Below are 24,156 nucleotides of genomic sequence, written 5' to 3'. Positions count from 1 at the left end.
TTCTCCCCGGCACCCCCGGTCGGGGAAGAGCCAAAAGTCCCCGGATCGCCAAGTGCTGACGGAGCCGGCTGCGGCTAGCGCTGGTCCGCCGCCCAGTGGGCCATGTCCTGGCCCGGATCGGGCAGCTCCTGCGGGGCTGGCAGGCCGGGAAGCGTCCGGCCCGCCAGCGTGCTCGCCACCCACAGCGATCGGGCCAGATCACCGTCATGGTGGCGCTGCGAGGCATACCAGAGGGCGTTCTCCACCTCGCGCGCCAGGCTCCACTGCCGGGCGGCCTCGGCGTCGAGACCGGCTGCGGCACTGAAATCCCCGCACCGCGCGAGCAGGGCCCGCCCGGGATCCTGCTGCGGCAGTTCCCGGAGCCTGTTCCACAGCACCGGGGCCACCGCGAACTCCGCCTCCCCGATCATGGGCTGGGGATCAATCGCAGCGTACTCCAGCGGCGCCGGTGTTTCCTCCCGGGTTCCCGGGTCCGGCACGCCGGGACGGGCCAGGACGTTCAAGTAGTGCAGGTCCGCGTGGACCAGGACGTCCTTGCCGGACCGCCGGCCCACGGCGCCGCGGGTCTGGCAGACCTCCAGCGCCGCCTCGAGCAACCATCGCGGGAACGGCCGCCCCAGTTGCTCCCACGCCTCAGGGAATTCATCGCTCCACCGCTCGGCCCGTGCCGCCACGTGGTCGATTTCCCGCCACTCCGGCCGGCCGTCCGGGACCACGCTGAGCTGGCGGACCACGCCGCTCCACACCGTCACCGCCGTGTCCAGCGGGACATCCAGGAGGGAACGGCAGGCGTCCAGGCGCTCCAGGAGCAGGGCGCAGGAACCGGCGTCGGCGGCCAGCAGCCTGACGGCGCCTTGGCCTCCCCACAGGGCAAGGGCGTGGTGTTCGCGGGTCGCCTCCTCGTGCGGAAACGCCAGCTTCAGCACCGCTGCGTCGCCCTTGCCGGGGGACCCGTCCCCGTGCCGGCGCCGCACGGGGATGACGACGCCGCCGTGACCGCTCCAGGGAAGGGCGCCCGGTTCCAGGTCCGGCTCCAGGTCCCACTGATCGAGAAACTGTCCGATCAGGCCAGGAAGTGACGCCAGCCAGGCGCGTCCCGCAGGGGTACGGGCGAAGCGGCGGGAGAGATCGTGCGGGATGGGGACGTCTGGGATCGGGCTCACGGGACCTATCGTAGGTCCCCGAACGGATGCCGCCGCGTTGGCGGGCTCCTGGTTGGTAGCGGGAGCCTTTAGACGATGCCGCTCGCGCCGAGCGCGCTGCCGATCGCGAACGTGGCCACCAGCGCCGCGGCGCCGCCAATCACCACGCGGATGGCTGCCTTGAGCTTTGAGCCGCCGCCAATCCACGCGCCCACGGCCCCGGTGGCCGCCAACGCCACGAGCACGGCCACGAACGTCAGGGGGATCCTGATGTTTTCCGGCGGCAGCAGGATGGCCAGCATGGGCAGGATCGCGCCGATGAGGAACGCGAGGGCGGAGGCGAACGCCGCGTGCCATGGACTCACGATGTCGGTCTCGTCAATGTTGAGTTCGGCAGAGAGGTGGGCGCCGAGGGCATCGTGGGCCGTCAGTTCCTTGGCAACCGTCCGTGCCGTCGCGGGGCTGAGGCCCTTGCCCTGGTAGATCGCCGCGAGTTCCTCGAGCTCTTCCTCCGGCTGTTCCTGCAGTTCGCGGCGTTCCTTCTCGATCAAGGCATGCTGGCTGTCCTTCTGGCTGCTGACGGAGACATATTCACCGAGCGACATCGAAATCGCGCCGCCCACCACCCCCGCGGCGCCCGCAAGCAGGATTGCCCCGGTGTCGGTGGTGGCGCCCGCGACGCCGACGACGATCGCGGCGACGGAGACGATGCCGTCGTTGGCCCCCAGGACGCCCGCGCGGAGCCAGTTGAGGCGGTGCGCGAGGTCGTTGTGGTGGGGCTCGTTCTCATGAAGGGTTGCGGGGCCGGTCGTGTCCATGCCTACAGCAAACCACCCGGGCCGGGGCCTCGCCAGTATTCCAAGGCTTACCAAAATTAGCCGAGGCTTTCTCGGGCGTTCAGCCTGCGGGCTGCGACGGCGTTTCGGCTGCCGGCTGCGTTGGCATCGACGCACTTTCCAGGCCCGGCAGGGCGCCGGGATCCGCACCCCACCGCACCGCCCGCTTCGCGGACCCGAACAGGGCTGCAATGGCCCACTGCCGGGTCCCGCCCTCGCTCAGCGCCACGAGGTCGCCATAGACCGGCAGCGCGGCGGCTTCGAGGTCGGCGAGGCCGTCGGCGGGGGAGGCCAGGAAGGACGGGCCCAGCGCGTAGCCCGCTTCGCGTGGCGGCACCGCGGAACAGTGCAGCCGGCTAAGGGATTCCGCGCCGTCGAGGAGTGCGTCGTGGCGGGCGAGTTCCTCGGCCGCGGATTTCGCCGCGTCGCCGCCCAGCCGGGTCAGCGCCACCTGATAGCCGTAGATGGTCTGCGCTTCGGTCCGGACAGTCGCCGCCAGGGCACCGCTGAGGCTGGCCGCGGCCGCAGACGGCTCTGCTGCGGACTTCCCAGCGGCTGGCACCGCCGGGGACGCGGACGGCGACGGGCAGGTGCCGGACAGCTGTGGCGGGGTCACGTCGGCCGCCGGGGCCTCCGTTCCGGTTTCGGCGGCGAGGGCGGACGCCTGCAGCAGCTGCGCGGTGCCGACGGCGGCCAGCAGCCGTGCCATGCCGCCGTCGGCCTTGGCAGCGTCCGCGAGGCGCTGGCGGCCACTGTCCGCCAGAGCCAACACCAGCCCGGCGGCGGTCGCCGGCCGGGGTGCGGCGGGGGAGGTTGCCGGGGACGTTGCAGGGGACGTTGCCCGGCCGGAGGCGGAAGCTGCGCTGGCCGCGTCTGCAGGACTTTCGCCCAGCGCCAGCAGCGCTTGCGCCTGAAGTGTCAGCAAGGTCACAGTCCGCTCGACGGCGGGATTCCCGGCAGCGGCGGAACGGTCATCCGCGCTCTCCGCCGAGTTGTCTTTGGAGCCGTTCCGGGGCGCGGTGCCAAGCTGGCTGCCGGCGTCCAGCAGCTGCCGGGTTTCGGCCAATGCGGCGGCGCGCGCCTGTTCGGAAAAGGGCGGCTCCGCAGGTTCCGGCGGCCTGGCCGGCGTCAGGACCACCCCCAGGCTCGCCACCACCAGGGCGAGGCACGCCATAAGCACGTAGCGGGGGAGCGACCGGGGAAAGTGATCCTGCCATTGCTTTTCCCTGGTGTCGTCTTTCACAACAGACCATGTTGTCATGCCGGCCCGGAACTGCGTGCACCACGCCGCCCGGAAAATCGCTAGGCTAGTACACACAACATCATCTAGCGGGAGGCGGCCGGCATCATGACCAACGCAGAAGCCACGACTTCAACAGACCGGACCGGGACGGGTAAGGCTGAAGCCGCAACCGTTCAAAATGTCGAGGCCGAGCGCCTTCACGCACTCCTGGAACCCGCAGTGCTGGCGAACCGGCTGTACCTGGAGGACGTATCCATCCATGTCGCCGGCGCCAACCGGGTGGTCCACGTAGTGGTGGACCTGCCGCAGGAGGAGACCGGGGGCGTCGGGCTCGACGTCATCGCCGAGATCTCCAAGACCCTCTCGGACACCCTGGACAACGATCCCAGCATGGACGCGCGCCCTTATGAGCTCGAAGTCTCATCACCCGGCGTCGGCCGTCCACTGACCGAGGAGCGGCACTGGCACCGCGCCCGCGGGCGGATGGTCAACGTGAACGTGATCCAGGGCGACAACGTCACCGGAAGGGTGCAGTCCGTGGACGACGGGGGAGTCACCATCGTCCCGGAAATTGCCGTCAAGAAGGGCATGAAGCCCAAACAGGGTGAGCCCGTCAAGCTTCCTTTCGACAGGATCCGCAGCGGAAAAGTCGAGATAGAGTTCAGCCACCTCGAAGAGGCCGGCCTGGAAAAAGCAAACAATGGACCTTCTGAGGAGGCCTGATGGATATTGACATGAGCGCACTGAGACTTCTGGAGCGTGAGCGTGAAATCCCGCTGGATCTCCTGATTCCCACAATCGAGCAGGCATTGCTGGTGGCCTACCACAAGACCCCCGGCGCCTTCGAAAAGGCCCGGGCCGAGCTCGACCGCAAGAGCGGCCACGTGACAATCTGGGCCACCGAGATCGACGACGACGGCGCCCCGATCGGCGAGTTCGAGGACACCCCCGCGGGCTTCGGACGCATCGCGGCGAGCACCGCACGGCAGATCATCCTGCAGCGCCTCCGGGACGCTGAGGACGACAACGTCCTGGGCCAGTTCAAGGGCCGTGAAGGCGAGCTCGTCGCCGGCACCATCCAGCAGGGCAACAACCCGCACATGATCCAGGTGAACCTGGGCACGGTGGAGGCACTGCTGCCGCCGCCCGAGCAGGTTCCCGGCGAGAAGTACATCCACGGCAACCGGCTGCGCGCCTTCGTGATCGACGTCCACCGCGGCACCAAGGGCCCGTCCATCACGCTGTCCCGCTCCCACCCCGGGCTCGTCCGGAAGCTCTTCGAACTCGAAGTTCCCGAAATCGCGGACCGTTCGGTCGAAATCGTGGCGCTTGCCCGCGAAGCCGGCCACCGCACCAAGATCGCCGTGAAGGCAAACACCCCCGGCGTGAACGCCAAGGGTGCCTGCATCGGTGAAATGGGTTCGCGCGTCCGGGCGGTCATGACCGAACTGAACGACGAAAAGATCGACATCGTTGACTACAACGACGATCCGGCAACCTTCATCGCCAGCGCCCTCTCGCCGTCGCGCGTGAATTCGGTCACGATCACCGACGAGGCGACGCGTTCGGCACGGGTGGTCGTTCCCGACTACCAGCTCTCCCTCGCCATCGGCAAAGAGGGCCAGAATGCCCGTCTCGCCGCCAAACTCACCGGGTGGCGAATCGACATCGTCTCCGACGCCGCCGTCAACACCGGCAAATAGCGCGGAGCGCCCGCGCACAGACAAGCTGCGGGCCGCCGTCGCGGCCCGCAGCTTGTATGCGCTCTCACGGGTTAGCCGTGATTTCCAAGCTGACCGGCACGCCTGGGTTCGGGACCCGGGCTCCGGAGGGGCTAGAATAGACATGACCGCGCCTAACGGCCGGTATCCGTGTGTCTTTGGCGCGTCTGGGTTTTTCCCGGATTCCAGGGACGCGGTGATTCACCAAGCAGTTGTACTGGCAGGAAGATACTCGAACGTGGCACATGTGCAACACCTCGGGAATCAGCCGCAGCGCACCTGCATCGGATGCCGACAAAAAGGGTCGCGGTCGGAGTTACTCCGGCTCGTCGCCGGCGCCGGTGGTTCGTCCGCCGTCGTGGTCGATGAACGACGCCGGATGGCTGGCCGGGGAGCATGGCTGCACCCCAGCGAAAAGTGCCTGGCACTGGCGGTCAAACGCCGAGCGTTCGGCCGCGCCCTCAACGGCGCAGCCGGTACAGCCGACGTTGAACGCCGGATCACTGCCGGCACGGAAGCCGTGGGCACCCCGGTGGCCACAGCAACAACCGTCCAACCTGAAAGCGGGTCAGAAAACTGATGGAAACCCGATGAGTTCCCAGCGATGAGTGCGCAACGATGACAACTTTGTTGCGCTCTGCAATGGGCCTTTCAGCTGCATTCGCGGCGGAGGCCCGCAGTAAGAAGTAGACGGTTCGTGCCTGGCTCGGTGCGGACCGAGACAGGAGAAATGTGGCCAAGGTCCGCGTACATGAGCTTGCTAAAGAGCTCGGTATTACTTCCAAAGATGCAGTAACCAAACTGCAGGAACTGGGCGAATTCGTTCGCTCCGCCTCGTCAACAATCGAGGCTCCCGTTGTGCGGAAACTGCGCAACGCTTTCCCCGACGCCCCCGCAGCTTCGAAGTCCGAAGCTCCGGCGTCCGCCCCCCAGGCATCTGCCAGCCCGGCAGCGACCCGTCCGGCGCCTGCGCCTGGCCCCGCTGCGCCCAAGGCTGCAGAACCCAAGGCTGAAGCTCCGGCTCCGGCCGCTGCGGCACCTGCCGCCGCGCCCGCCGCACCGGCAGCCCCCGCCGCCCAGGCTCCGGCAGCCCCCGCTGCCCAGGCCCCCGCCGCACCCTCGACGGGCGTCAAGCCCGGCGCGCGTCCGGCTCCCAAGGCTGAAACCCCGGCTGCTCCGGCACGCCAGGGCGGTTCTGCACCGCGTCCGGGCGGTCCCCGTCCCGGCAACAACCCGTTCGCCACGTCCCAGGGCATGCCCCGCGGCCGCGGCGGCGACAACGAACGTCCCTCGCGTCCGGGCAACAACCCGTTCGCTCCTTCCCAGGGCATGCCCCGTCCGGGCGGAAGCCGCACCGAGGGTGAACGCCCCGGTGGTCCGCGCCCCGCAGCAGGCGCAGGCGGCCCCCGTCCGGGTGGTCCCCGTCCGGCAGCAGGCGCAGGCGGCCCCCGCCCCGGCGCCCCGCGTCCGGCCGGCGCTCCCGGCGCTGGCCGTCCGGCAGGAGCCGGCGGCAACCGTCCGACTCCGGGCATGATGCCTAACCGCACCGAACGTCCCGCACCCGCTGGTGCCGGCCGTCCCGGCGGCGGCGGCCGTGGTCCGGGCCGTCCGGGTGGCGCTCCGGGTACCGGTGCTCCCGGTGCCGGTGGCGGCGCTCCGGCCGGTGGTGGCTTTGGTAAGGGCGGTCGCGGTCGCGGCGGCACCCAGGGCGCCTTCGGTAAGGGCGGCGCAGGCCGTGGCAAGCAGCGCAAGTCGAAGCGTGCCAAGCGTCAGGAACTGGAGCAGATGAGTGCTCCGTCGCTGGGTGGCGTGAGCGTACCCCGCGGCGACGGCAACACCGTAGTCCGGCTTCGCCGTGGCTCGTCCATCACGGACTTCGCCGACAAGATCGAGGCAAACCCGGCAGCACTGGTGACGGTTCTCTTCCACCTCGGCGAAATGGCCACGGCCACGCAGTCGCTGGATGAAGAGACCTTCGCCCTGCTCGGCGAGGAGCTTGGCTACAAGCTTCAGGTTGTGTCCCCGGAGGACGAGGAGCGCGAGCTGCTCTCCACCTTCGACATCGACTTCGACGCCGAACTGGAAGCCGAAGGCGATGAAGACCTCGAGGCACGTCCTCCGGTTGTCACCGTCATGGGTCACGTTGACCACGGTAAGACCCGGCTGCTCGATGCCATCCGCAAGTCCGACGTTATGGCGGGCGAGCACGGCGGCATCACGCAGCACATCGGTGCCTACCAGGTCACCCACGCCCATGAAGGCATCGATCGGAAGATCACCTTCATCGATACTCCGGGCCACGAGGCGTTCACCGCCATGCGTGCCCGTGGTGCGAAGGTCACCGATATCGCCATCCTGGTGGTCGCAGCGGACGACGGCGTCATGCCGCAGACCGTTGAAGCCCTCAACCACGCCCAGGCGGCCAACGTGCCGATCGTCGTGGCCGTGAACAAGATCGACAAGGAAGGCGCCAACCCGGACAAGGTCCGTGGCCAGCTGACCGAGTACGGCCTGGTTCCGGAAGAATACGGTGGCGACACCATGTTCGTGGAGGTCTCTGCCCGCCAGAACCTGAACATCGACGAGCTCCTCGGCGCCGTTCTGCTCACCGCAGACGCTGCCCTGGACATGCGCGCCAACCCGAACAAGGACGCCCGCGGCATCGCGATTGAAGCCAACCTGGATAAGGGCCGCGGTTCCGTGGCCACCGTCCTGGTTCAGTCCGGTACCCTGCACGTCGGCGACACCATCGTGGCAGGCACGGCCCACGGCCGCGTCCGTGCGATGTTCGACGACGACGGCAGCGCCCTGACCGAGGCCGGCCCGTCCCGCCCCGTGCAGGTCCTGGGTCTGTCCAACGTCCCGCGCGCCGGTGACACCTTCTTCGTGACCGCTGACGAGCGCACCGCCCGCCAGATCGCCGAGAAGCGTGAAGCCGCCGACCGCAACGCCGCCCTGGCCAAGCGCCGTAAGCGCATCAGCCTGGAAGACTTCGACCAGGCCGTCGCCGATGGCAAGATCGACACCCTCAACCTCATCCTCAAGGGTGACGTGTCCGGTGCCGTGGAAGCCCTCGAGGACGCGCTGCTCAAGATCGACGTCGGCGAGGGTGTCCAGCTCCGCGTCATCCACCGCGGTGTCGGTGCGATCACGCAGAACGACGTCAACCTGGCAACGGTCGACAGCGCCGTCATCATCGGCTTCAACGTCAAGCCCGCCGAGCGTGTTGCCGAACTGGCAGACCGCGAAGGCGTGGACATGCGCTTCTACTCCGTCATCTACGCAGCAATCGATGACATTGAGGCAGCCCTCAAGGGCATGCTCAAGCCGGAGTACGAAGAGGTCCAGCTTGGCACCGCCGAGGTCCGCGAAGTGTTCCGTTCCTCCAAGTTCGGCAACATTGCAGGCTCGATCGTCCGCTCCGGTGTCATCCGGCGCAACGCCAAGGCCCGCATCAGCCGCGACGGCAAGATCATCGGTGACAACCTCACCGTTGAGACGCTCAAGCGCTTCAAGGACGACGCCACCGAGGTCCGCACGGACTTCGAGTGTGGTATCGGTCTTGGCTCGTTCAACGACATCACCGAAGGCGACATCATCGAGACCTTCGAGATGCGCGAGAAGCCGCGCGTCTAAGTCGGAGCGTTCATAGGTGCGGGGCCGTTGGGTTTTTCCCGGCGGCCCCGCCCCTTCGCCGGACGGTTTCGATCTTCGATCGCAAACCGTCCGGCTCCGATAGGCCCGATGCCACTCCCAGGCCGCCGGAAAAAACCCAACGGGAGTCCGTCGTAGACTCGCCTTAGGGGCGTGGCATCAAAACCCAACAGTTGTGCGGCCACCGTTCCGGCGCCGTCGTACATCCAAATTTTTAGGAGTGGAAATGGCTGATCCCGCACGGGCTGCCAAGTTGGCGCAGCGGATTAAGGTTGTCGTTGCTGAGGCGCTGGGCCGGAGGGTGAAGGATCCCCGTCTGGAAGGCGTCACCGTGACCGACTCGCGGGTGACCAACGACCTGCAGCACGCGACTGTCTACTACACCGTGTTCGGTGACGAAGTGGCCCAGGCCGATGCCGCCAAGGGGCTGGAGAAGGCCAAGGGCGTGCTGCGGCAGGAAGTCGGCCGGAACATCACTGTTCGCCTGACTCCGACGCTCGAGTTCGTGGCCGACCAGATCCCCGTCAATGCCTCGAACCTTGAGGAACTGCTCCGCGCGGCGAAGAAGCGCGACGCCGAGGTGGCCGCGCTTGCCGAAAGTGCAAAGCACGCCGGCGACGCCGATCCTTACAAGAGCGACACGCCGCAGGACGTGGAGCTCGACGAGGACGACTTTGACGAAGAGGACCTGGACCTCATCGACAACGACGCCATCGATGAGGACCGCAACAAGTAAGAATTCTGTCCACAGCAGGGGCCGGAACCGGTAACGGATCCGGCCCCTGCTGTTTTCGTTGGCGTTCCGGTTGCCTGTTCCGGCGGAGGACGCGGTGGCTGCCGTGACGAGGGGCGGCGGCGGGCCGGGGGACCTTCGACCCTATGCCCTTTCTTGGGCGGAGAGTCCCATGGAACCATGACTGCAGGTATGCGGGGAGGCGCCGGAGCGCCGTGGATTCCAGCCTGATCAAGTGCCCGCACTGCGGGAAGACCAACCGGATTCCTGCGGCCGCGGCCGGGCATCCGCGTTGCGGCAGCTGCCGCCGGGACCTGCCGTGGATCGTGGCGGCGGGAGATGCCGATTTCCCGGTGGTTGCGGAGCAGTCGTCCGTTCCGGTGCTCGTCGACTTTTGGGCGGCGTGGTGCGGCCCGTGCCGAATGGTCAGCCCGGTGCTGGACAAGCTGGCGCAGGAAAGGGCGGGGACGTTCAAGCTCGTGAAGGTTGACGTCGACACGTCCCCGGGGCTGTCCCGACGGTTCGATATTCAAGCCATTCCAACGTTGCTGCTCATCAAGAACGGCGCGGTGGTGGCGCGCCAGGCCGGGGCGCCGCCGGCCGCGGCCCTTCGCAGCTGGCTGGATGCTGCGCTGTCCGCAAGCCCGAGGTGAGCACCCGGTGCCGGTCATCCCGGCGGCATCAACCCGACTGAACAGTACGCTGAAATGGAGGACGTAATGACCGAGATCCTGCGCTATGAAGTCGGGTCGGGGACGGTGCTGGTGGAGGTCGAGGACAACAGCTTCGGGGTGGAGCGGCCCTCCCGCAACGAGCAGGGAATCCTCGACGCCGGGCGACGCCTCGAGGACGCGCTCTCGGCGGTCCGGCCGGCGGCCAACGCCGCCGCGGAGGTGATGAAGGAACTAGGTCCAGAGCACCTGGAGCTTCAGTTCGGCGTGAAGCTGGCGGGAGAGGCCGGCGCCATCATCGCCAGGAACTCCGCCGAAGGCCACTTCATCATCCGGATGTCCTTCACCAAGGCTTCCATGCCGGCCGAGGCGCCAGAGGAAGAAATCATGCTCTGAATTCGCCTGGACCTCTGTCCGTCGCCGCCGCTAGATGCCGTCTCGAACGGTCTATCACGCGGCGATTGGGGGCGCTGCACGTCAGCCGGCCTAGCGGCGTTTTGAGCGCCCTCGGGCTCCCAGGCCGCCGCCCAGCACGGGGGATCCCATGCCCAGCAGGTAGCCGAAGTCGTACCAGTTCCCCGCACGGGCGGAGTTATAGAACGGGAATTCACTCCAGAACCCGAATACATGGGCGATCAGGACGATCCATGCCGTCAGCCCATTCCAGAAACCCCACAGCAGGTCTTGCCACCACACGATGTACTCCCTCGGCTGGAAATCCACGGCGCCCTGACGGGCCAGGGCGGCCCGACGCCAGGTTGGCGGGCCAGCCCGGAAGCGCCGTGAGCTCAGGCTAGGGCGCCAGCGGGTCCGGCGATAGGGCCGGTGGACCTGTCGCTGCCCGCTGCCGGCTTACGTGCGGGGATGCGCCCGAGGCCTTCCACCAGATCGGCCTGGCTGCCGCAGAGCGCGATCCGGATCCAGCCCTCGCCGATGGAGCCGAACGCCGTGCCGGGGGCGAAGGCCACTCCGGAGTCCGCCAGGAAGCGGCGCGTCCATGACCGGACATCCCCGCCGCTGGCATGCGAGACGTCCGCCCACAAATAGAACGCGCCTTGGGCCGCGAGGTAGGGGATGCCGTGGGCGCGCAGCACCGCCGAGGCCGCGTCGCGGTTGGCCCGGTAATGGGCATGGGCGTGGCTGACGTAGTCCTGCGGGCCGGTCAGCGCTGCCAGCGCGGCGTACTGCGACGGCGAGGCCACGCAGGACACGATCGACTCCATGACGTTGTTCATCTTCTGTTCCAGCCCCGGCGGGCAGATCAGGGCACCGATCCGCAGTCCCGTGAGCCCGTAGGTTTTGGAGAGCGTGAGCGAGGTGAAAACGCGTGCTTCGCCCGGGACATCGCTGTCGAAGCGGGCCGGGCTGACGTGCGGGACATCGTAGGTGAACGCCTCGTAGCATTCGTCGGAGATGACCCACAGATCGTGCCGTTTTGCCAGCTCGACGAGCCGGCGCGTCAGGTCCTCGCCCAGGACAGCGCCGAGCGGATTGGACGGAGAATTCAGGATCAGCACCTTGGTCCGGGGCGTGATGAGTGCCTCGATGTCCTCGATCCGCGGCTGGAAATCGTGCTCCGGGTACAGCGGGTAGCGGACCGGGACGGCGTGCAGCAGGCTGCTCGTCATCGCGAAGGTGGGGTAGCCGGGATTGGGGATGAGGATCTCGTCCCCGGGGGAGAGCAGCAGGCTCATGGCGAAGTGCAGGCCCTGCTGGGCGCCGTCGACCACGTAGACGCGCTCGGCGCCGACCGGCGTCGCATTGTGTTCACGGAAGCGGGCGGCGAAGGCCTCCCGCAGGGCGGGGATCCCGGCGTTAGGTGTGTAGTTGGTCTCGTCCCGGTCGAGGCACGCCATGCCGGCCTCGAGGACGTGGCGGGGGACTGCGAAGCCCGGCTCCCCGATACTCAGCACGATCGCACCGGGGGTTCCCCAGGCGGCTTCGGTGATCTCACGGATCTGGTTGATCGGGACGTCGCGGACATGTGCGGCAAGCTCGGGCATGTGTGCCATCCTAACGCCCGGCGTCCGCGGTGCCGGCGGGACGGTGGGCGTCGGGGCAGGGCTGGCCCGCATATACTGGGAGGCGTGCTTTCTGGACTGGTGATAGTAGACAAGCCGCAAGGTTGGACCAGCCACGATGTGGTTGGACGGATGCGGCGGATCGCCGGTACCCGAAAGGTCGGCCACGCCGGGACACTTGATCCGATGGCCACCGGCGTTCTGGTGGTGGGCATCAACAAGGCCACCCGTCTGCTGACCTACATCGTGGGCACGTCCAAGACCTATACGGCCACCATCAGGCTCGGTGAATCCACCGTGACGGACGACGCCGAAGGCGAGGTCACTGCCACCCGCAGCGCCGCCGGGGTCACCGAGGACGCCGTCCGCGCCGGCGTCGCGGCACTGACCGGGGAAATCGACCAGGTTCCCAGCAGCGTCAGCGCCATCAAGGTCAACGGGGAACGCGCCTATGCCCGGGTCCGGTCCGGTGAAGAGGTCAAGCTCGCAGCCCGGCCCGTGACGATCCACCGCTTTGAGATCCACGAGACCCGTCCCGTCCACGACGGGGAGGCCCTCGACGTGGACGTCACCGTGGAGTGCTCCTCCGGAACCTACATCCGTGCCCTGGCCCGCGACCTCGGTGATGCTCTCGGCGTCGGCGGCCACCTCACGGCACTGCGCAGGACCCAAGTGGGTCCGTACACCCTTGACCAGGCGCACACCCTCGAACAATTGGCCGAGAGGCTGGACGTCCTGGAGATCTCGGACGCGGCCCGGGCACTGATGCCGAACCGTGAACTGAGCGAGGCGGAGACCACCGAGATTTCCTTCGGCCGCAGAATCGCCGCTGGAGCCTCGGCCGGCACGCCGGAGGCGGCGACGGCGGACAAACCGGCAGCGGCGTTCGCGCCGGACGGTTCGCTCGTGGCCCTCCTGGCCGATGCGGGAAGCTACGCCAAACCTGTGCTGGTCTTCGCACCGGACAATGAAAAGCACGGCAACGACAAGCCGGGCAGCGACAAGCCAGCCGCAGAAAAGCAGCCCACAGAAAAGCTGGCCGGCCAGTAGTGGACGCGTATTTCTACATCATTCTGGTCGTTGGCCTCCTCTCCAGCGTCATCTGCGTCGTCGCAGGCATCCTGAAGAAGGCGCCCAACGACACGACGATACTGTCGGTGGCCGCCGTCGAACTTGCCCTCCTGGTCTATCTGGTGGGTTCGATTGTCCGGGTGGCCAGCGGCGAGCGGATCGCGGGGGAGTCTTGGGAGTTCTGGGGCTATCTGGCGACGGCGATGATCCTCCCGATCGGGGCCGTGTACTGGTCCATCCTGGAGCGGACCCGCTGGAGCAACTTTGTCCTGGCCGCCGTCGGCGTCACCGCCCTGGTGATGGCGGCCCGCATGAACCAGATCTGGTATTGAGATGGAAGAGGCAGAAAACGTGAGCGCAAACTCCCCGCACGACGGCATCCGGAACCCGGCGGGGCCGGATTCCCGGGCCACCGGGCCAGCGGATGCTGGATCCGCCGAAACTGCGCCGGCGGCGACCGATACCCGCAACACCGGGCCGGGACGGCTGCTGATTGCTGTCTATGCCATCTTCGCGATTTCGGCGACGGCCCGGGCCGGCTACCAGATTCTCACGAAGTTTTCCGAGGCACCGCTGGCGTACCTGCTGTCCGCGTTCGCCGCCGCCGTGTACGTCGTGGCCACCGTGTCCTTGGCGAAGCCGGGGCGCACCGCATTCAAGGTCTCCGTGGCGGCAGTCCTGGTGGAGCTTGTGGGCGTCCTGGTCGTGGGAGCACTCAGTGTGTTCGACTCGGTGAACTTCCCCCACGAGACGGTGTGGTCCCTGTTTGGCCGCGGCTACGGATTCATCCCGCTCCTGCTGCCGATCCTGGGACTCATCTGGCTGTACCGCCGCCGGCCCGCGCCCCGCTAGCCCTAGGGCGGGGTGGTCCGCGACGGGACGAAGGCGGATCGTCCCGTCCCGCGCCGGGACTTCACCTAACGATCAGCGGGGGTTGCCCCTTACTCCGGACTGGTCAGGCGCAAGGCCTCGGTGAGCCTGCTTCGCAGCCCGGGCCAAGCCGCGCCGAAACCCGGGTGCAGTTGCTTGCTGCCGACGGCGTCAATCCCCACCCACTGCAGTTCGAGGCTTTCCGGATCACTGATTGCGGCATCGAAGGGCTGCAGGGCTTCGGCGACGACGGTCGTGTACGTCCAGTAGCCGACGTCGAACACTGACGTAAACAGGACGCGGACGTTCTCCGGCGGCACGGCCGCTTCCTCCTGTGCTTCCCGCAGGGCGCCGTGGATGGCCTCTTCCCCTTGGTGCAAGGCGCCGCCGGGGAGCCCCCACGTGCCGCCTTGATCGCTCCATAGCGCGCGGTGCTGGAGCAGGACCCCCTTGGCGGGGTCGTGGACCAGGAGCCCGGCGGATCCGAACCGACCCCAGAACCGCCCCCGGTCGCCCTCAACCCAGGCATCGCCCGGATCGCGTGGGCCCAACGGGCGGCGCGGATCGCCCGGCAGCGGTGGTGCGAACGGTGATTCCCCGGCCTGGGGCGCGGCTGTGCTGTCCATCCCTACAGCTTGCCACGCACCGGTCCTTGGGAGGGCGGGCGGCGTACGCAGTGTTACGTGCACGACGTGCACTGAGGTGGTCCTCCACTGTGATGCGCGCGCGAGAGCAGAATCGCTTCCGCTATTCCTGACTTCCGCCTGGACTGAACCGGCGCCTCGTCCGGTCCCGCATTGCGCCAAACCTTTCGGCACGGCTACTTCTGCGCGGGGGAGGTTTCGGTCGGGGACGTTTCGAACGGGAGGGGCGTGCCGACGTCGAACGGAACGGCACCCTGCGCCGGCGTCACGGTAAACCAGTAGCCGTCCTGCTCGGTGGCATAGATCAGCATCCGCCGGCGCCCGTCGAGTGGATCGCCTTCCGGATAGGACACCCCTCCGGTGCATGTCACCGGCATCGAAGCGATACGGAGCGGCCCTGGCCCCGGATCGCCCTTCAGGACGTCCGCGACCTCCACGACATGGATATGGGCCGTGTAGCCGTAAATTCTGGTTTCCGACTCGGTGCCCTGCGGTGTCCCGATGACTACCAGGGTCGCCTGCCGGAACTGTTCCTGGGCGGTCTCGAAACGGATCCAGTCGACGCAGGTTTCGGTCGTCGAGCCCGGCAGCAGACCGCAACCTGCCATCAGCAGGCAAAGGATCCATCCCACCAACCCGAGCTGCACCGGCCTCCGCATCTTCAGAACCTAGCGGCTCGGAGCGGGAACGGTCCAGAGTAGAGGCGGCGCCCATCCCTGCACCGGGCCGAAAGCCCCAAGCATGCGCGCCCGGGCGGGCCTAGGGTGGAGGCATGGACCAGCGCAGTCTGATGCTGCGGGCAGTGAAGACGATCCACACCCTTGCCTGGCTCGTGATCGAGGCCTGTATGGCCTACGTCCTGTACGCCGGCATCACGGGCCGCAATGACCGGAAGACGAGGGCTGCCGCCGTCGTGGTCGCCGGCGAATCGCTGATCTTTGCAGGCACCGGCTTCCAATGCCCGTTGACCGTCGTCGCACAAACTCTTGGCGACGGCTCGGGCTCCGTCACGGACATCTACCTGCCGCGGTGGTTGGCGAATATCCTGCCCGGGCTCCACGTCCCCCTCATCCTCGTCGCCGTGCTGCTGCATTGGCGAAATTGGCGGAAACAGGCGGTGCGCGATAGCGAGCGGCGGCTTCTGCTCGGGCGATAGTGCGCGGCCGCCTCACACCTTCGACCTGCCTCCGATTAACCCTGGTCCCGCCGGCGGGGCCTTTGCGAGGCTGCCCCGGGAGCCCGGCGGACCGTCCGGGAGTTGCCCGGATTGCGGGTAATCTTAGAGAGTTCCGGAGCCGGCACGGTCGCTCCGGAGGAGTTCATGGCAGGCAGCAAAAGGCGAGGTTGATGGTCCACATCTGGAACGATCTGTCCGAGGTCCCGGCGGACTTTGGTCCGTCGGTGGTCACGTTCGGCAATTTCGACGGCGTGCACCGCGGCCACCAGCAGGTGCTGTCGCAGCTCATCCGTACCGCCCGGTTGAACCACGCACGCGCCGTCGCCATCACCTTCGACCCGCACCCCGCGCAGGTACACCGCCCCGAATCGGCTCCCGAACTGATCATGGGGCTGGAGGACAAGCTCGTGGCCCTCGGAGAGCTCGGCCTCGACGCCGTGCTGGTCATGAAGTACTCGCTGGAGCTCGCCAGCCTCACGCCCGAGGAATTCGTCGCGACAGTGCTCGTCGACAGCCTCAAGGCCAGCCATGTGGTGGTCGGCCACGACGCCCGGTTTGGCCGCGGCAATTCCGGCGACCTCTCCACCATGCAGCAGCTGGGCAAGAAGCTCGGGTTCGAGGTGCTGGTCATCAGCGAGTTCGGCTCAGAGGGCTTTCCCATCCACGACGACGACGGCACGGACCGCCGCTGTTCGTCCACCTGGGTGCGCGAGGCCCTGCGCGCGGGCGACGTTGCCACCGCCGCTGCCGTCCTCGGCAGGCCGCACCGGATGCGCGGCGAGGTGGTGCACGGTGCCGCACGCGGCCGCGACCTCGGCTTCCCCACCGCGAACCTCTCCTCGACGGCTACCGGGTACATCCCCGCGGACGGCATCTACGCCGGCTGGCTCGTGGACCAGGCCGGCACGCGCTGGCCCGCCGCCATCTCCGTGGGCTCGAACCCGACGTTCGACGGCGTGAGCCGCCAGGTCGAGGCCCACGTGATCGACCGCCCGGAAGAGTCTCCCGACGACTTCGATCTGTACGACCAGACAGTTGTGGTGGAATTTGTCGCCAGGCTCCGCGGCATGGTGGCGTACCGTGGGGCTGAAGCTTTGGTGGAGCAGATGCGCCTGGACGTCGTCCAGGCCCACGACCTCCTGTTCGCCCGCTGAAAACCGGGCCGGATCGGCGTCGGCCCCCGCGCTGACAATGTTCTGATTCACTGGAGCCGCGCGCTGATTGGCAGCCATGTGGCAAGGAAGGCAAGACGCATGACCATCGAGAAAAACACGAGGGAACTGGACCAGGACATTGTCCGGGACTTCAGCGCGCGGATGAGCTACTCGTCCTACCTGCAGTTGCCCACCCTGCTCAGCGCCCAGCAGCCGGTCAGCACCCCGGAACACCACGACGAGATGCTGTTCATCATCCAGCACCAGACCACGGAGCTGTGGCTGAAGCTGGTACTGCACGAGCTTCGCAGCGCCGCCGCGTGGCTGCGGTCGGACGACCTCGGGTCCGCCCTGAAGGCGATCGCCCGCGTCAAGCACATTCAGAAGACGCTTACCGAGCAATGGTCCGTGCTGGCCACCCTGACGCCCACCGAGTACTCCCAGTTCCGCGGCTTCCTCGGCAACTCGTCCGGATTCCAGTCCAGCCAGTACCGTGCGGTCGAGTTCCTCCTCGGCAACAAGAACGCCAAGATGCTTCCGGTGTTCGAATCGGACCCCGAGGCCCACGAGATGCTGCGCGAACTGCTCGAAGCCCCCAGCATCTATGACGATTTCCTTGCCTATCTCAAGCGCCAGGGCTTTGACGTCCCGGCCTCCGTGCTGGAGCGCGACGTCACCAAGGCCCACGAGTTCTGCCCCGAACTGGTCCCGGTGTTCAAGTACATCTACGAGAACGCCGCCGACAACTGGGGCGCGTACGAGGCCTGCGAGGAACTTGTGGACCTTGAGGACAACTTCCAGCTGTGGCGTTTCCGCCACCTGCGCACTGTCCAGCGGACCATTGGCATGAAGGCCGGTACCGGCGGATCCAGCGGCGCCGCGTTCCTGCAGAAGGCCCTCGAACTGACCTTCTTCCCCGAGCTCTTCGCCGTACGGACGGAGATCGGCCAGTGAGCGTCTCCGCCAACACCGAAACGACGGACATCCTGTGGCAGCGCGCCCTCGACCTCGACGCCGCGGATCCGCTGGCAGGCTACCGCGACCACTTCGTCGGCACGGACACGGACCTGTCCTACCTTGACGGCAACTCCCTGGGCCGTCCGCTCAAGCGGACCGTCACCGACATCGGCAGCTTCATCCAGGACAGCTGGGGCGGCCGCCTGATCCGGGGCTGGGACGAGGAATGGCTCGAACTGCCCCAGAAGATCGGCGACCAGCTCGGCCGCGCCGTGCTCGGCGCGGCGCCGGGGCAGACCATCATTGCCGATTCCACCACCGTGGTGCTGTACAAACTCATCCGCGCCGCGCTGGCGGCCGTCACTGATCCGGCCCGGACCGAGATCGTCCTGGACACGGACAATTTCCCCACCGACCGCTACCTGGTGGAGGGCATCGCCCGCGAAGAAGGCCTGACCCTGCGCTGGATCGACGCCGATCCCGCCTCCGGTGTCACCGTCGAGCAGGTGCGGGACGCCACCGGCCCGGCCACCGCCGTCGTGGTCCTGAGCCAGATCGCCTACCGCTCCGGCTTCCTCGCGGACCTGCCGGCCATCACCGCCGCAGTCCACGACGCCGGCGCCCTGGTGGTGTGGGACCTTTGCCACTCCGCCGGGTCTGTAGAGATCGCTTTGGACGACGCCGACGTCGACTTCGCGGCAGGCTGCACCTACAAGTACCTGAACGGGGGACCTGGTTCGCCCGCGTTCGCCTACGTCAACGCCCGGCACCTGGCCGGACTGCAGCAGCCCATCTGGGGCTGGATGGGACGCAAGGACGCATTCGAAATGGGTCCCGGCTACGAGGCCGCTCCCGGCATCCGCGGCTTCCTCAGCGGCACTCCGGCGATCTTCGGGATGCTCGCCATGCGCGGCACCCTGGACCTGATCGAGGAAGCGGGGATGGCGTCACTGCGTGGGAAGTCACGGTTGCTGACGGCGTATGCCCTCGAACTTTACGATGCCTGGCTGGCGCCGGCCGGCGTGCAGCTGTCCACCCCGCGGGACGCGGAACTGCGCGGCAGCCATGTGACAATCGACCACCCGGCCTTCCGTGAAATGACGGCCACGCTGTGGGACCAGGATGTGATTCCCGATTTCCGCGCCCCGCAGGGCATCAGGATCGGGCTGTCGCCGCTCAGCACGTCCTTCGCGGAGCTGTACCGGGGCGTCGAGGCCATTCGTGCGCTGCTCGCAGGCCAGGAAAGCGGATCCGCATCGCCGGCGGGGCCGGCGGGCGCGCCCGGCGGTTTCGACAAGACCACGGACGTGCCACTAAACTGAACGTTGGATCCGGCTGCAGTCCGTGGCGGCTGGCTCCTGTTGTGTACGGAATGCCCGGCTTCGGCGGGGGATTCCGGGACGGCACCCCCGGCAGTGCATTACTGATTCGGGCCTCACGGCACATCTCTAGGAGTTATTGTGGCACTTGAAGCCGCTGTAAAGCAGTCCATCATCAAGGATTTCGCAACGTCCGAGGGCGACACCGGTTCGCCGGAGGTCCAGGTTGCAGTCCTGACTCAGCGGATCAAGGATCTCACTGAGCACATGAAGGAGCACAAGCACGATTACCACACCCAGCGCGGTCTGCTGGCCATGGTTGGTCGTCGCAAGCGCATGCTCACCTACCTCAAGAACACTGACATCACCCGCTACCGTAAGCTCATCGAGCGCCTCGGCCTGCGTCGCTAGTCAGCTTTAAGGGGCGGCCCCTTCCGGACCGGAAAGGGCCGCCTTCTTCAGGAAAAAACTAAACAGGAGGATCAACCGCATCACGCATTCGCGGTCCTCGGTAGTGATCCCCGGGAACGGCCTCAAGGAATGAGGCCCGGCCCGTGGGTCTCGATCGATGACCGGGTGCAGTGCAGGCCAGTAGACAGATGCTGGACTGGGTTGATGCGGCTGGGCTCCGTGAACCAAGAAACGGAGGTGACTCTCTATGGAGGGTCCCGAAATCCAGTTCTCAGAAGCAGTCATTGACAATGGCCGCTTCGGCAAGCGTGTAATCCGCTTTGAAACCGGCCGCCTTGCCAAGCAGGCAGCCGGTGCAGCGATGGTCTACATCGACGAAGAGACCGCGCTGCTGTCCGCAACCACCGCCGGCAAGCACCCGCGTGAAGGTTTCGACTTCTTCCCGCTGACCGTCGACGTCGAAGAGCGTATGTACGCCGCCGGCCGCATCCCGGGCTCGTTCTTCCGCCGCGAAGGCCGTCCCTCCACGGAAGCCATCCTGGCCTGCCGCCTCATGGACCGCCCGCTGCGCCCCGCGTTCGTCAAGGGCCTGCGCAACGAGGTCCAGATCGTCGTCACCGTGCTGTCCATCAACCCGGACGAGCTCTACGACGTCGTCGCGATCAACGCGTCCTCGATGTCCACCCAGCTTTCCGGCCTGCCCTTCTCCGGCCCGATCGGCGGCGTCCGCGTTGCCCTCGTCGCCGACGAGAACGGCTCGCAGTGGGTTGCGTTCCCGAAGCACTCCCAGCTCGAGAACGCCGTCTTCAACATGGTCGTCGCCGGCCGCATCGCCGGTGACGACGTCGCCATCATGATGGTTGAAGCCGAAGCGACCGACAACTCCTGGAACCTCATCAAGGAACAGGGCGCCACCGCCCCGACCGAAGAGGTTGTCTCCGAAGGCCTCGAGGCCGCCAAGCCGTTCATCAAGGCTCTCTGCGAAGCACAGTCCGACCTGGCAGCCCGCGCCGCCAAGCCGACCGTCGAGTTCCCGGTCTTCCTGGACTACCAGGACGACGTCTACGCCGCTGTGGAGTCCGCTGCCGCCGAGAAGCTGGCCGCTGTCTTCCAGATCGCCGACAAGCAGGAACGCGACACCGCGTCCGACGAGCTCAAGGACGAGGTCACCTCTTCCCTGGCCGGCCAGTTCGAAGGCCGCGAGAAGGAGCTGTCCGCAGCCTTCCGCTCCGTCACCAAGCAGGTTGTGCGCCAGCGCATCCTCAAGGACCAGATCCGCATCGACGGCCGTGGCCTGACGGACATCCGCCAGCTCACCGCCGAGGTTGAGGTTCTGCCCCGCGTCCACGGCTCGGCCATCTTCGAACGCGGCGAGACCCAGATCATGGGTGTCACCACGCTGAACATGCTCAAGATGGAACAGCAGATCGACTCGCTGTCTCCCGTGACGCGCAAGCGCTACATGCACAACTACAACTTCCCGCCGTACTCCACCGGCGAGACCGGACGCGTCGGGTCCCCGAAGCGCCGCGAAATCGGCCACGGTGCCCTCGCCGAGCGCGCCATCATGCCGGTGCTGCCGTCCCGCGAGGAATTCCCCTACGCCATCCGCCAGGTGTCTGAGGCTCTCAGCTCCAACGGTTCGACGTCGATGGGTTCCGTTTGCGCCTCCACGCTGTCCCTGCTCAACGCAGGCGTGCCGCTGAAGGCTGCCGTTGCCGGTATCGCCATGGGCCTGGTCTCCGACCAGGTTGACGGCCAGACCCGCTACGCCGCCCTGACCGATATCCTCGGCGCCGAAGATGCCTTCGGCGACATGGACTTCAAGGTTGCCGGTACCTCCGAGTTCGTCACGGCCATCCAGCTCGACACGAAGCTCGACGGCATCCCCGCCTCGGTCCTGGCCGCCGCCCTGAAGCAGGCCCGCGAAGCCCGCCTGCACATCCTGGACGTCCTGAACTCCGCGATCGACACCCCGGACGAGCTCTCCGAGTTCGCGCCGCGCGTCATCGCGGTCAAGATCCCGGTTGACAAGATCGGCGAGGTCATCGGCCCGAAGGGCAAGATGATCAACCAGATCCAGGAAGACACCGGAGCCGACATCTCGATCGAGGACGACGGAACTGTCTACATCGGCGCCACCAACGGCCCGTCTGCCGACGCAGCACGGTCCGCGATCAACGCCATCGCCAACCCGCAGATCCCGGAAATCGGTGAGCGCTACCTGGGCACGGTCGTCAAGACCACGACCTTCGGCGCCTTCGTTTCCCTGACCCCGGGCAAGGACGGCCTGCTGCACATCTCCGAGCTGCGCAAGATCGCCGGCGGCAAGCGCGTGGACAACGTCGACGACGTCGTCTCCGTGGGCCAGAAGATCCAGGTGGAAATCACCAAGATCGACGATCGCGGAAAGCTGTCCCTGTCGCCCGTAGTGGCTGACGAGGCAGGCGCAGACAACGCAGAAAACGCAGACAACTCTGAGGTCTCCGAGGAGTCCGCACAGTAGTCTCGTGCATCACAGCAGCGGGGCCGGTGGATCAACCACCGGCCCCGCTGCTGTTAAAGGTAGGATGGCAGGCAGATTTGGCATGTGTTCAATGAAAGGCCTTGATGACTGTCGTCCCCCTGCCGCTAGAGCAGAACCAGCACGCTGACACCCTGATCCACGGCGCCGACGGCGGCTCCGAGGTGCGACGCTCGGTCCTGCCCGGCGGCGTCCGCGTCCTCACCGAAGCGATGCCCGGCCAGCGCTCTGCCACGATCGGTTTCTGGGTCGGCGTCGGCTCCCGCGACGAGGCCCCCGGCCAGCACGGCTCCACCCACTTCCTGGAGCACCTGCTCTTCAAAGGCACCAAGCGCCGCACCGCGCTGGAGATCGCCTCGGCCTTCGACGAGGTCGGCGGGGAATCGAACGCCGCCACCGCGAAGGAAAGCACCTGCTACTTTGCCCGCGTGCTGGACACCGACCTTCCCATGGCGATCGACGTCATCGCGGACATGATCACCGGCGCGGTCCTGGACCCGCAGGAGATGGAGCAGGAACGGGACGTCATCCTCGAGGAAATCGCCATGGACAGCGACGACCCCACCGACGTCGCGCATGAGAACTTCGTTGCCGCCGTGCTGGGAACGCACCCGCTGGGCCGCCCCATCGGCGGCACCCCGGCAGCCATCCGGGCCGTGGCGCGCGACTCGGTGTGGGACCATTACCGCCGCTACTACCGTCCCGACGAGCTCGTGGTCACCGCTGCCGGCGGGCTGGACCACGACGTCGTCTGCGGGCTCGTGGTGGAGGCCCTGCACTCCGCCGGCTGGAACCTTGAGGCCGCGGCCGCCCCCGTGCAGCGCCGCTCCACCGAGCGCGCATCCATCACCGGCACGGCAGGCCTGCATGTGGTCAAGAGGCAGGTGGAACAGGCCAACATCATTATGGGTTGCCCCTCGCTGGTCGCCACGGACGACCGGCGCTTCGTCATGAGCGTTCTCAACGCCGTCCTCGGCGGGGGCATGTCCTCCCGGCTTTTCCAGGAGGTCCGGGAAAAGCGCGGCCTCGTCTACTCGACCTACTCGTTCGCCTCCTCCTACGCTGACGCCGGCTATTTCGGCATGTACGCCGGATGCACGCCGTCGAAGGTCCGGCAGGTCATTGATCTGCTGGGCGCCGAACTGGACAAGCTGGCTGCCGGCGGCATCTCAGATGAGGAGCTCCGCAAGGCGGAGGGGCAGTTGTGCGGCGGAATCGTGCTGGCGCTGGAGGACACCGGTTCCCGGATGTCCCGGCTGGGCCGCGCGGAACTGGTCTCCGGCGAGTACCAGGACATCGATGAGACCCTCCGCCAGATCAAGGCCGTCACAGCCGCCGAGGTCCAGGAGCTCGCCCGTGAGCTCGCGGCAGCCCCGCGGACCGTCACGGTGGTCGGCCCGTTCGAGGAAACCGAGACGTTCGGGCTCCTAGCCTAGACATTCCAGCCGGCCCGGCGTCATGATGGTGGCGGGGTCACTCGGGAGGAACTCCATATGGGAGAAACTGTGGACCGGCCACTGCCAGGCAGTGCATGCGAGGCGCTTGAGGGGTTCCTGGGCCATTGGACCGGGATGACGCACTGGGAGGCAACGGCGTGGGGTCCGGCGCGCAGCGCGGACACCGAGATCATCTTTTCCCGGGCGGCCGCCGGGCTCGCCGTCACCCAGAGCTACCGGCACACGGACGCGGACGGGAACCGCTCCGAAGGCCATGGTGTCTTTACGACGGACCCGGACCACCCCGACACCTTCTGGTACCACGTCAACAGCCTCGGACTGCCGCCTGAGGCGCCCGCGCGCGCCAGCATGGAGGGTGGCACATTGACCGTGGAACGGCGCAGCGACCGCGGCACCGCACGGCACACCTTCCGGGTGGACGACGGCGAACTGACGCACGCCGCCGGTCTCCGCCTGGGCAAAGCGAGCGACTTCACACCCTTCATGACCACTGTGTGCCGCCGGGTCGCTGAGGGCGACGCCGCCCCGGCATGAGCCCTCGTCCCCGCATA

The 24,156-nt window shown here is 67.3% G+C and carries 25 protein-coding genes; 18 read left to right on the top strand and 7 right to left on the bottom strand.

The genetic code is table 11. The annotated features are described in order from the left end of the window. Positions 1–74: 74 nt before the first annotated feature. From C566_RS0111570 to C566_RS21395, 3 genes are all read right to left on the bottom strand, one after another. Positions 75–1,163, bottom strand: coding sequence for an aminoglycoside phosphotransferase family protein (locus C566_RS0111570; protein WP_018774507.1), 1,089 nt, complete (start codon positions 1,161–1,163; stop codon positions 75–77). A 68-nt stretch (positions 1,164–1,231) separates the two neighbouring features. Then, entirely contained in the window at positions 1,232–1,960 is a 729-nt protein-coding gene (locus C566_RS0111565; protein WP_018774506.1) for a VIT1/CCC1 transporter family protein, read from the bottom strand. A 79-nt stretch (positions 1,961–2,039) separates the two neighbouring features. Beyond that, the gene (locus C566_RS21395; protein ID WP_196802370.1) at positions 2,040–3,221 is read right to left on the bottom strand and encodes a ferritin-like domain-containing protein; all 1,182 of its coding nucleotides are present in this window, start codon (positions 3,219–3,221) and stop codon (positions 2,040–2,042) included. Positions 3,222–3,326: 105 nt separating this feature from the next. Between C566_RS21395 and rimP the strand changes: the two genes are divergently transcribed. From rimP to C566_RS0111525, 7 genes are all read left to right on the top strand, one after another. After that, positions 3,327–3,944, top strand: a complete 618-nt coding sequence (gene rimP, locus C566_RS0111555) for a ribosome maturation factor RimP (protein ID WP_018774504.1) — start codon at positions 3,327–3,329, stop codon at positions 3,942–3,944. After that, positions 3,944–4,924 (top strand): transcription termination factor NusA, encoded by a 981-nt coding sequence (gene nusA, locus C566_RS0111550; protein WP_018774503.1) that lies wholly within the window; start codon positions 3,944–3,946, stop codon positions 4,922–4,924. The genes rimP and nusA overlap by 1 nt, the downstream gene beginning before the upstream one ends. Then, a complete protein-coding gene (locus C566_RS0111545; protein ID WP_331271119.1) occupies positions 4,848–5,522 on the top strand; it encodes a YlxR family protein in 675 nt (224 codons plus the stop codon). The genes nusA and C566_RS0111545 overlap by 77 nt, the downstream gene beginning before the upstream one ends. 152 nt (positions 5,523–5,674) lie before the next feature. Further along, positions 5,675–8,578, top strand: a complete 2,904-nt coding sequence (gene infB, locus C566_RS0111540; protein WP_026266616.1) for a translation initiation factor IF-2 — start codon at positions 5,675–5,677, stop codon at positions 8,576–8,578. Between the two features lie 244 nt (positions 8,579–8,822). Continuing rightward, a complete protein-coding gene (gene rbfA / locus C566_RS0111535) occupies positions 8,823–9,332 on the top strand; it encodes a 30S ribosome-binding factor RbfA (protein WP_018774499.1) in 510 nt (169 codons plus the stop codon). A 212-nt stretch (positions 9,333–9,544) separates the two neighbouring features. Then, positions 9,545–9,982 (top strand): thioredoxin, encoded by a 438-nt coding sequence (trxA, locus tag C566_RS0111530; RefSeq protein WP_018774498.1) that lies wholly within the window; start codon positions 9,545–9,547, stop codon positions 9,980–9,982. Between the two features lie 66 nt (positions 9,983–10,048). Next, positions 10,049–10,396 carry a CU044_2847 family protein gene (locus tag C566_RS0111525; protein ID WP_018774497.1) on the top strand — a complete coding sequence of 116 codons (348 nt, stop codon included), beginning with the start codon at positions 10,049–10,051 and terminating at the stop codon, positions 10,394–10,396. A gap of 90 nt (positions 10,397–10,486) precedes the next feature. On the opposite strand, the gene C566_RS0111520 is transcribed toward C566_RS0111525, so the two are convergent. Continuing rightward, positions 10,487–10,696, bottom strand: a complete 210-nt coding sequence (locus C566_RS0111520; protein ID WP_026266615.1) for a hypothetical protein — start codon at positions 10,694–10,696, stop codon at positions 10,487–10,489. A gap of 92 nt (positions 10,697–10,788) precedes the next feature. Then, positions 10,789–12,003 (bottom strand): pyridoxal phosphate-dependent aminotransferase, encoded by a 1,215-nt coding sequence (locus C566_RS21390; protein WP_018774495.1) that lies wholly within the window; start codon positions 12,001–12,003, stop codon positions 10,789–10,791. 84 nt (positions 12,004–12,087) lie between these two features. On the opposite strand from C566_RS21390, the gene truB reads away from it, so the two are divergent. The 3 genes from truB to C566_RS0111500 are packed head-to-tail and all read left to right on the top strand — an operon-like array spanning position 12,088 to position 13,944. Then, a complete protein-coding gene (gene truB / locus C566_RS0111510; RefSeq protein WP_196802369.1) occupies positions 12,088–13,071 on the top strand; it encodes a tRNA pseudouridine(55) synthase TruB in 984 nt (327 codons plus the stop codon). Continuing rightward, positions 13,071–13,424, top strand: coding sequence for a hypothetical protein (locus C566_RS0111505; RefSeq protein ID WP_018774493.1), 354 nt, complete (start codon positions 13,071–13,073; stop codon positions 13,422–13,424). Before truB ends, C566_RS0111505 begins: the two co-directional genes overlap by 1 nt. A gap of 1 nt (position 13,425) precedes the next feature. Beyond that, a complete protein-coding gene (locus C566_RS0111500) occupies positions 13,426–13,944 on the top strand; it encodes a hypothetical protein (RefSeq protein WP_018774492.1) in 519 nt (172 codons plus the stop codon). Between the two features lie 89 nt (positions 13,945–14,033). Here the strand turns inward: C566_RS0111500 and C566_RS0111495 are convergent, their stop codons facing one another. After that, on the bottom strand, positions 14,034–14,588 hold the full coding sequence (locus C566_RS0111495; protein ID WP_018774491.1) for an NUDIX domain-containing protein: 555 nt from the start codon (positions 14,586–14,588) through the stop codon (positions 14,034–14,036). Between the two features lie 194 nt (positions 14,589–14,782). Next, on the bottom strand, positions 14,783–15,265 hold the full coding sequence (locus tag C566_RS0111490; protein ID WP_155846865.1) for a hypothetical protein: 483 nt from the start codon (positions 15,263–15,265) through the stop codon (positions 14,783–14,785). Between the two features lie 113 nt (positions 15,266–15,378). Here C566_RS0111490 and C566_RS0111485 point away from each other — a divergent pair, with 113 nt between their 5' ends. From C566_RS0111485 to C566_RS0111450, 8 genes are all read left to right on the top strand, one after another. Continuing rightward, positions 15,379–15,762, top strand: a complete 384-nt coding sequence (locus tag C566_RS0111485) for a hypothetical protein (RefSeq protein ID WP_018774489.1) — start codon at positions 15,379–15,381, stop codon at positions 15,760–15,762. Between the two features lie 191 nt (positions 15,763–15,953). Continuing rightward, on the top strand, positions 15,954–16,937 hold the full coding sequence (locus C566_RS0111480; protein WP_018774488.1) for a bifunctional riboflavin kinase/FAD synthetase: 984 nt from the start codon (positions 15,954–15,956) through the stop codon (positions 16,935–16,937). 99 nt (positions 16,938–17,036) lie between these two features. After that, positions 17,037–17,891, top strand: coding sequence for a tryptophan 2,3-dioxygenase (kynA, locus tag C566_RS0111475; protein ID WP_018774487.1), 855 nt, complete (start codon positions 17,037–17,039; stop codon positions 17,889–17,891). Further along, entirely contained in the window at positions 17,888–19,216 is a 1,329-nt protein-coding gene (gene kynU, locus C566_RS0111470; protein WP_018774486.1) for a kynureninase, read from the top strand. Before kynA ends, kynU begins: the two co-directional genes overlap by 4 nt. A gap of 138 nt (positions 19,217–19,354) precedes the next feature. Further along, positions 19,355–19,624, top strand: coding sequence for a 30S ribosomal protein S15 (gene rpsO / locus C566_RS0111465; RefSeq protein WP_018774485.1), 270 nt, complete (start codon positions 19,355–19,357; stop codon positions 19,622–19,624). 247 nt (positions 19,625–19,871) lie between these two features. After that, positions 19,872–22,130 carry a polyribonucleotide nucleotidyltransferase gene (locus C566_RS0111460; protein WP_018774484.1) on the top strand — a complete coding sequence of 753 codons (2,259 nt, stop codon included), beginning with the start codon at positions 19,872–19,874 and terminating at the stop codon, positions 22,128–22,130. Positions 22,131–22,234: 104 nt separating this feature from the next. Further along, positions 22,235–23,584, top strand: coding sequence for a M16 family metallopeptidase (locus C566_RS0111455; protein ID WP_018774483.1), 1,350 nt, complete (start codon positions 22,235–22,237; stop codon positions 23,582–23,584). A gap of 57 nt (positions 23,585–23,641) precedes the next feature. After that, positions 23,642–24,139: a hypothetical protein gene (locus tag C566_RS0111450; RefSeq protein ID WP_043466767.1), complete on the top strand. Its 498-nt coding sequence runs from the start codon at positions 23,642–23,644 to the stop codon at positions 24,137–24,139. Positions 24,140–24,156 lie beyond the last annotated feature (17 nt).

Origin of the sequence: Arthrobacter sp. 131MFCol6.1, from assembly GCF_000374925.1 — a bacterium.
Lineage (GTDB): Bacteria > Actinomycetota > Actinomycetes > Actinomycetales > Micrococcaceae > Arthrobacter.
The sequence above is the reverse complement of the archived record's forward strand: the minus strand, read 5'-3'. Positions and strand labels throughout refer to the sequence as shown.

Coding starts and splice junctions, on each gene's coding strand:
- C566_RS0111460 (WP_018774484.1), top strand. CDS start 19,872: ATGGAGGGTCCCGAAATCCAGTTCTCAGAAGCAGTCATTGACAATGGC.
- kynA (WP_018774487.1), top strand. CDS start 17,037: ATGACCATCGAGAAAAACACGAGGGAACTGGACCAGGACATTGTCCGG.
- C566_RS0111565 (WP_018774506.1), bottom strand. CDS start 1,960: ATGGACACGACCGGCCCCGCAACCCTTCATGAGAACGAGCCCCACCAC.
- nusA (WP_018774503.1), top strand. CDS start 3,944: ATGGATATTGACATGAGCGCACTGAGACTTCTGGAGCGTGAGCGTGAA.
- rimP (WP_018774504.1), top strand. CDS start 3,327: ATGACCAACGCAGAAGCCACGACTTCAACAGACCGGACCGGGACGGGT.
- C566_RS0111490 (WP_155846865.1), bottom strand. CDS start 15,265: ATGCGGAGGCCGGTGCAGCTCGGGTTGGTGGGATGGATCCTTTGCCTG.
- C566_RS21390 (WP_018774495.1), bottom strand. CDS start 12,003: ATGCCCGAGCTTGCCGCACATGTCCGCGACGTCCCGATCAACCAGATC.
- C566_RS0111455 (WP_018774483.1), top strand. CDS start 22,235: ATGACTGTCGTCCCCCTGCCGCTAGAGCAGAACCAGCACGCTGACACC.
- C566_RS0111545 (WP_331271119.1), top strand. CDS start 4,848: ATGCCCGTCTCGCCGCCAAACTCACCGGGTGGCGAATCGACATCGTCT.
- C566_RS0111500 (WP_018774492.1), top strand. CDS start 13,426: ATGGAAGAGGCAGAAAACGTGAGCGCAAACTCCCCGCACGACGGCATC.
- C566_RS0111525 (WP_018774497.1), top strand. CDS start 10,049: ATGACCGAGATCCTGCGCTATGAAGTCGGGTCGGGGACGGTGCTGGTG.
- C566_RS0111485 (WP_018774489.1), top strand. CDS start 15,379: ATGGACCAGCGCAGTCTGATGCTGCGGGCAGTGAAGACGATCCACACC.
- C566_RS0111495 (WP_018774491.1), bottom strand. CDS start 14,588: ATGGACAGCACAGCCGCGCCCCAGGCCGGGGAATCACCGTTCGCACCA.
- C566_RS0111480 (WP_018774488.1), top strand. CDS start 15,954: ATGGTCCACATCTGGAACGATCTGTCCGAGGTCCCGGCGGACTTTGGT.
- C566_RS0111450 (WP_043466767.1), top strand. CDS start 23,642: ATGGGAGAAACTGTGGACCGGCCACTGCCAGGCAGTGCATGCGAGGCG.
- rbfA (WP_018774499.1), top strand. CDS start 8,823: ATGGCTGATCCCGCACGGGCTGCCAAGTTGGCGCAGCGGATTAAGGTT.